The 5,244-nt window shown below is 42.7% G+C and carries 4 protein-coding genes; 1 reads left to right on the top strand and 3 read right to left on the bottom strand.

What is annotated here, in order from left to right; genetic code table 11:
* The 3 genes from HWQ37_RS34200 to hetZ form a co-directional block, all read right to left on the bottom strand.
* Positions 1-1,853, bottom strand: a 1,853-nt coding sequence (locus HWQ37_RS34200; RefSeq protein WP_292755778.1) for a transglutaminase TgpA family protein, incomplete at its 3' end; no start/stop codon positions are given.
* A gap of 349 nt (positions 1,854-2,202) precedes the next feature.
* Positions 2,203-3,180, bottom strand: a complete 978-nt coding sequence (locus HWQ37_RS34195) for a PatU (RefSeq protein ID WP_292755774.1) — start codon at positions 3,178-3,180, stop codon at positions 2,203-2,205.
* Complete coding sequence (hetZ, locus tag HWQ37_RS34190) at positions 3,173-4,378, bottom strand: heterocyst differentiation protein HetZ (RefSeq protein WP_292755772.1); 1,206 nt, start codon at positions 4,376-4,378, stop codon at positions 3,173-3,175. Before hetZ ends, HWQ37_RS34195 begins: the two co-directional genes overlap by 8 nt.
* Before the next feature lie 203 nt (positions 4,379-4,581).
* Here hetZ and HWQ37_RS34185 point away from each other — a divergent pair, with 203 nt between their 5' ends.
* Complete coding sequence (locus HWQ37_RS34185) at positions 4,582-5,055, top strand: hypothetical protein (RefSeq protein WP_292755776.1); 474 nt, start codon at positions 4,582-4,584, stop codon at positions 5,053-5,055.
* Positions 5,056-5,244: the final 189 nt, after the last annotated feature.

The raw sequence follows: 5,244 nt of genomic DNA, 5'->3' as shown, positions 1-5,244 counted from the left end.
GGCAACCATCCAGCAACCCAATGCCACAACTGGCGCAACACACTAAAGGTCTGTGTGTCTTCTATTGAAGGCGGTATCAGAGGATGATTGGGAATGGGGTCAAAAGCAAACCAACCATATTTGGGAAAATACACTTCCGTCATCGCATAAGCATCAGTGTTACGGACAACATACAGCCCTGTAAATGGATTAAATTCTCCCGCACTAAACCCTGCTACCAACCGCGCTGGAATGCCAATGGAACGCAACATTACTGTCAGAACTGTTGAAAAGTGGTCTGGATAGCCTCCTTTTTGCTTAAACAAAAAAGTTTCTACCAGGTCTTCTTTTTCACTCAAATAAGGCAGTTCTAAGGGATTTTGAGGAATAGTATAACGTTGTTTTAAATATTGAGCTAAGTAGAGAGCCTTTTCATAAGGGGAATCCAGGCTTTTAGCAGACTTTGTGACTTTTTCTTGATTGTAGTTAGCAAGAATTTCTTCGGTACGTTGCCTGACTTTTTCGGCAATTTCGGGAGGAATTTGGAGATAATGCTTTTTAATATGTTGCGGATATTTAGTAGAAGCTTCACCTAATTTAGTCCGATCGCGGTATGGTACTTCAGAAACTACTGTGTAGGTTAGACCTTGTGATAATTCTACAGGCGATCGCAATCCGTCTTCTTTATCAACAGCGATCACTGGTGCCGGAAAGTAAACTTCCTTGGGATAAGTCATCGCCGGAATTAGGTTAGGCAAATCTGACACCACTGTATAAGTTTGCACTACCTCTTGGGTTTTACCAGTAAGCACAGATGGGGAAAGAAAAATTTGGTAAGACCAAGGCGATCGCCTCACAGTGGTAACATCTTCATTCCGAGAAACTTCCCATCCCTTACCTGTATAGCGATCGAATCCTAATACTCGCCAAAAACCCTCAGCTTGCGATCGCACCCGCATTACAACCTTGGGTTTCATCTCGCCCCGCAGGTTTTGGTTAATTTGGCTATTAAAACCGTAATAAAAGTTATTATCTACTTTACCTGGTTCACCAGTTTTATTTTGTCCTGTACCACCGCCACCAGTGCCTTGATTCTCACCTTTCCCTTGGCGGACATAACCGGGATTGATAATACTACGTCCTGTGAAATTACTTTTTACTTGAATCGCAGAACTTACAGGAAAATTCCGTAATTGATAGCCGGGAAATCTGGGTAAAACAGCAAAAATTGCCAGTCCCAGACCGACAATTAGTAAAAAAGTTAGAATTAGAAATTTAAAATTAAGACTTGAGGAATTCTGCTGATTGAATTTTTCCTTTTGAGTTTTTAATGGCTGTAAACCCAAGCGTGAACGGTAATCTAATACTAAAGTTGGTAGAGCGATCGCTAAAAATAACAGCAACACAGGTGCAAATGCTAAAGTCTGACTTAGGGTTGCTGCCACACCCAATAAAATCAATCCGATAACAATCGAATAGCCCAAATTTTTCCGGCGGGGTGTATCAAAGCTATGCAACACCTGGAGTTGAATTAATAACTCTGCCAAACCCAACCGCGTATCATTCAACTCGCCCACTAATTGCCCAAAGAAAGCACCCAGAGCGACTAACATCCCGATGGCGATACAGAATTTAACTGTAACATTGCGATCGCGGCGACGATAGTAACTCCAAACCGCACCCACTACACTCAGAGGTAACGCCCAAAAACTGAATGAAGTTTCGGCGGCGATATCCGTCGCCACAATTCCCAAAATAACCAACGCTAGCACCAGCACCCGCAAAGAAATCGAATCTTCCACTTCTATCAAAGGCGAACCCTGCGGATTTTGCCGCCAGAAATTACCTACAGGGACACGCCAAAACCGATTCATCCTGGATAAGTTAAACATTTGAGTTTAGTAGAAGCAATGATGTAGATGCAACAAACACAATGTAAGGGACGTAATTGCCTACCTACTAATGTGTCAAAAAAAAATGATGGATAGGTGGTAGAGATGGAGATAAACGAGAAATGGGTGACGTGGTGAATCGAGAAATCAAATACTTTCTCAATGTTCCCATGTCCCCATATTCCCGTGTCCCTGTGTCTTTGTAATAATTGCTTCTCGTAGACACCCTAATGACCGTTTGTTGAAAAATAGGATGAGCTTCAAAACCAGAAAATCCTCTTAATATATATCGGCGTTGATTGACATAGTGTGCTAGCGGTGGAAATTTTAACTAAATCGTGGAATTAATCACAAACAACAACGACTGTTCGTCTATTTCTGGAAATTCAACTTCCAGGGTATAAATTGGGTTAAGTTGCTCGCAGCCTAACTCTACATTTAAATATCCCGAAGTCGAAGATGTTGTCATTGCTAAAGTGCCGCTTCCCCGCAGTGTCAAAGTTCCTTTAACCGGTAATTCAGCTTGAATAAGTAACTTCGTAAGTTTACCTAGAGACTGGTACTCTACTCTGATATTCAAAGCACCAACACTAGTTAACCATTGTCTTTCTACCACCGGACTGGTTGCGGAAAGTGGTAGAGTCAGATTTTCCAGCAGTTGTTTAGCTGCTAGCAACGACAAAGCCATCTGTTGACGCGGTTGTAAATCTGAGTAATCGCTCTGAATGGCGGGCATTGTCTCCAGAGTATTTACAGACCGATAGGTGCTTCTTAGCACCAATCCAGCGATGTCATTTAGGGCTTGAGAATCATTGGGAAAAAAGTTCTCCACCACTTGAACTAATTTTGCCCCCAACGGCACAGAAGATGTCACCAAAGCCTGACACTGTTCTAGCAATTGCTGGAAAACTCTTTCCGGTAAGCGAGTTGGCAAGGTCAACTTAGATTGTTGTACCATCCATCCCCAGCTAGGAACGAGTGACATTGAAGGCTCATCAACAAAATCAGGATAGTCGATTAACTGTGTTTCCCAGGGAAACAACGGTGGGTGGTCTTGGGCTTGGATTTGTAACCGACTTTTAAGGACAGCTTGAAAACGATCTTGCACAGTAGGAATTTCTCCCAATTGAAAGGTTTGAGGCGTTCCTCCCAATTTTGGCTCACTGCTTTTGGAAGCAGTGGCTTCATTGAGGAGGTTTTTTACCCCGTCATTTTCCTCACATTCTAGCGATCGCTCGTGATTTTTGACATTATCTGTCAATAACCAATCGAGACACCGGTATTGTAAGGATTCTGAGTCACTATTCATGAGTAGATGCACCTGATCCGGAAACTAATGAGTTACGAATTTCCCAAGCTTGCTCAAGAATCTTAAACCATCGTTTTTGTAGTTGTGCCATTGACAACCCTAAAGTTTTGGCGATTTTTTCATCGGCTTGTCCTTGTTGCTTCAACTCTAATAAAGACCGTTGCTTATTGTCCAGTTGGGCTGTGTATGCTTGCCATTGCTGGGGAGTTAAACCCAAATTGGTGTGCAAAGAAGCTTCCAGCCATTCATGAACTAATTCCCAACGGTGCAACAGAGCGAACCGAATCAAATGATACTTAAAGCGCTGTTGCAAATAATCTCTCTGACGAGGGGTTAAACCTAAAATCGACTCAATTTCCTGGGCTGACAAATCTTGGAGGCGGAGAGAAAAGTAATCAGCGCAGTCAGATTGTTGTCGTTGTTCGAGATAATTCATTAATTCTGTAACCACAACGGAGCGCAAGGTGTCTTCTTCAGGTTCGGGTTCGGCTTGCGTTGCCATTGTGGAGCGCAATTGGTGAATTGCTGGCTCTTCCCAAGAACCATCACCTTCATTATTGCTACCTTCTGCGGCTTGTTCTATATCTACACTGGTTTCTGGCGGCTGTTGTTGGGAAAAAGTTTGGGCCCGCAGAATAATTAGCTGTTGCTGACGACCTGGTAACGGAATGCGTCGCTTGCCGTAGCGCTCGGTAAATGCCATGTACTCGGACAATTCCAAGAGTGTCTGAGGGCGATAAGTTGCACCGAGTTGATTTTCTCGCCGGAAAGCATTTAACGCCTCCAGATAAAAACTCTGGAGGAAATCTTCAATGATCGTCAGCCGCCCTTGATAGCTCAACTGTCTCTGAGGAGGATTAATATATCGATAAATAATTGCACTCAAGGTACTGTGTAATTCTACCCTGCCCCGATTTGAACCCAACTGATAGTACCTGAGACACTGTTGCAGACGATGCCGAGCTAGGGTCAGCGCCGAGCTTTCTACAGTTCCAGAAGCTTGGATACGTTTACTCTCATGACAAATCCGGTAGACTTCGGTGGTAATACGTCTGGCTACGTCGTGGCAATTCTGTTCCGAAGCTTTGGTTGATTGTTGAAACTCCTTGGAGAGGAGTTGAAAGATCACCTCCACGCCTTTAGAATTTTCTCCCAGAATATTTGCAGATGGAATAGTTGCGGTTGCGGCTGAATTCATAGTCTCAGTTTTCAAAAGACCCTAAGTATTTAAATACAACCTGTAGGACTGTGGGTATTGGCTGTTTTGGTTTTACGTATAAGCTAAACGCAGACCAATCCTATATTTAGGATATGGCTGATTTTATTATTCCCAATTCTGATGGGATTGTTCACACTTGATAGATGTTATTGCCATTACCCAAGAGTCGTATACAAGTCATTATGGATTTAGAAGCACAAATTCAATTGCTGATTGACAATGCACCCCGCGATGGTATGACACCACATCTTGTTGCAGCAATTGCTCCTGCTCTTAGAGCGATCGCTCAAAAATTACGCTACTCCCAGTACTACATTCTCCAAAATTCGGAGGCAAGCTGGGTTTTAACTACGTTGAGCAATCGTACTAATCCAGGATTGGAAAAGCGAGTGATTTACGCTTTCCCTACCATACAGGATGTCTCTCTAATTCCCCCTGCTGGGCTTGACCCTCAAATGCTAGCTAAAATTACTCCTGTCACCCATATTTTGTTCCAAATGGTGGCATTAGAACCCGTAGATAGTATCGTTTTTTTGGAAACGCCGGGTAAGACCACTCATACCGTCGAAATTCGGCGAACTGAACTAGAAAAACTCATGCAGCAACAGTTACGACAACTGCGATCGCCTAAAAACATACCCCCTGATATTGCATAGAAAAAAATTGGATGGGAGATTTTTTAGATACAATCCCCCATCCAAAATTTTAAGTCTCAAATTCTTTTAAAAAAGTTTTCTAAATCAGTAAAAAAAGAAATTTTTTCTTTCCGCTACCACATACCACTGGCTCAACTCTTCGTTAAACCTAAAATTGATTAAAAAACAGTTATCAGTGAACATTTTTCC

Source organism: Nostoc sp. NMS4, from assembly GCF_017115095.1.
Classification (GTDB): domain Bacteria; phylum Cyanobacteriota; class Cyanobacteriia; order Cyanobacteriales; family Nostocaceae; genus Nostoc.
This window is presented reverse-complemented; position numbering and strand designations above follow the sequence as displayed.

Bases quoted from the DNA above. Each gene is read 5' to 3' on its own strand.
- hetZ (WP_292755772.1), bottom strand. From the start codon at position 4,378: ATGAATTCAGCCGCAACCGCAACTATTCCATCTGCAAATATTCTGGGA.
- HWQ37_RS34185 (WP_292755776.1), top strand. From the start codon at position 4,582: ATGGATTTAGAAGCACAAATTCAATTGCTGATTGACAATGCACCCCGC.
- HWQ37_RS34195 (WP_292755774.1), bottom strand. From the start codon at position 3,180: ATGAATAGTGACTCAGAATCCTTACAATACCGGTGTCTCGATTGGTTA.